Origin of the sequence: Azospirillum sp. B4 (assembly GCF_000333275.1) — a bacterium.
GTDB lineage: Bacteria > Pseudomonadota > Alphaproteobacteria > Azospirillales > Azospirillaceae > Nitrospirillum.
In genome coordinates this window covers 1-1,634 of record NZ_BACU01000271.1, presented here as the reverse complement: position 1 = coordinate 1,634, position 1,634 = coordinate 1, and the positions used below count along the sequence as shown (strand labels likewise).

General features: G+C 61.6%; 3 protein-coding genes. 1 reads left to right on the top strand and 2 read right to left on the bottom strand.

What is annotated here, in order from left to right:
- Both I55_RS11850 and I55_RS11840 read right to left on the bottom strand, forming a co-directional pair.
- The coding region (locus I55_RS11850; RefSeq protein ID WP_044560768.1) for a hypothetical protein at positions 1-307 on the bottom strand (307 nt) is incomplete at its 3' end.
- Between the two features lie 395 nt (positions 308-702).
- The gene (locus I55_RS11840) at positions 703-1,020 is read right to left on the bottom strand and encodes a hypothetical protein (protein ID WP_148293687.1); all 318 of its coding nucleotides are present in this window, start codon (positions 1,018-1,020) and stop codon (positions 703-705) included.
- A gap of 406 nt (positions 1,021-1,426) precedes the next feature.
- Here I55_RS11840 and I55_RS11835 point away from each other — a divergent pair.
- Positions 1,427-1,634: hypothetical protein (locus tag I55_RS11835; protein WP_044560765.1), on the top strand; the 208-nt coding region annotated here is incomplete at its 3' end.

The following is a 1,634-nucleotide window of genomic DNA, read 5'->3' as shown; positions in this document are numbered from 1 at the left end:
TCCTCAGGACCCTCTCGGCCCTCTCGGCGAGCGAGAGGGACGACAGTTCCTGCCCGCCAACGGACACGACGCAGGTCAAGCTGCCATCCGGCGACTTCACCGTCTGTCCGTCGTTCAGAAGCTCGTAAAAGCTCTGTTCCACGATGGCGCCGATGTCCTGCCGCTTGGTCTTGCGCAAGACGACGCGCTGGAACAGCGGCGTGGCCATGAAAGTCAACAAGCCGCCGGCGATCATGCCGCAGCCCCACATGGCCGCCTGCACCCAGACCGGCGATTGGCTCGCTATGAAACCGCTGGCATCCCCCATAGCGGATACGCCCCCCAAATTTGGGCCTAAAGGCTGAGCCGGCACGTATCCTTGGTATTGGCGTCGTGCTGGCTGGCCCGGGCCGCTGGCCAAGGCCTGCCTCCGACATACCGCTCCCAAAGCACCCGCCATATGAACGGGTCCCGGGACGACCGCCACCACCAGTAGAGGTGCTGAAGCACGAACACGAAAGGGAATAGCTCGGCCTGGAAACCCGCGCCCGTGATGGCGCCGACGAGGCCGCTCAGAAGCATCGACACGGCGAAATTGAGCGGATAGGCCAGCAGCGGACAGCCCAGGATCGTAGGTGGGTAGATCACCGTCCGCAGGAGCGGTGTCCTTTCCTTCAACCCAAGCCTGCTCGCATCCTTAACCATTGCTCCGGCCCCGATAAATTATTGATATGACCCGGGGCCGACACTGTCGGGCGTGATGCTCACCGCCTTGAAAAGCCAATCGGCGAGGCCTGGAGCAATGGCAATAACGAGGCAAAAACCAGCCCCCGCTCCCAACCAGATCAGGACCGTGGTGTGATTCCTCATGAAGAACCCGACAACCCCCATGACCACCGCCACCAGGGCGAACATCCAGCGGCCGCTTGTCTGGATATTGGCCGTGGTCTTCTTGCCGAATTGATCGGCCGCATCCCATGGATTGGTGCTATCCGCCCAGGCCGAATGACTGGACAACACCAGAACAACCGCGGCCAGCACGACCGGGATGAGCCACGCCCGATTACGGTGAACCCACGTCCAGCCCCGCAGGACCCAGCCCTCAAAGACAGCCGCAGCACCAGGACCGGCTCCCCCACTTCCCGCGGGTCCGCCAGCCAGCACCTTTTGCACTACCATCCGCAGCCCCTCGCACAGGTTATTTCGCCACCATCATTTCCATGTGGCACATAATCGTGTCGAGAGATCATCCCGATCATGATTAAGCTACCATGGGTTATTTATACCGGAGACGGCCGCCAAGCAAGCGGGCTCGGGCCTTCCCGCGGCTACCATGCTCGGGCTATAAATAAGCTACCCATGGCCATCCGATTTTCCGCGAGTGTGAAAAATGCCTTCTCCAGCTTCCCAAGCGCGTCCCGAAGACATCGAACTCAGTGAAATCCTGGTGGTCCGCATTCCCATCGAGCTCAAGGCGAACGTTCCCGACCTGCACCATGGGCTGACACATCTGCAGAACCCGGACACCGCGAAGAGCGTGTTGCCATTCGTCGTGAAGCTGTCACGAAAGCGGCTGGCGGCGGACAAGGAGGAGCGCAAGCGCGCCAAGGCGGGCATGCCGCCGGCCGACCGGCCCGCCGGCACCAACTACAAAA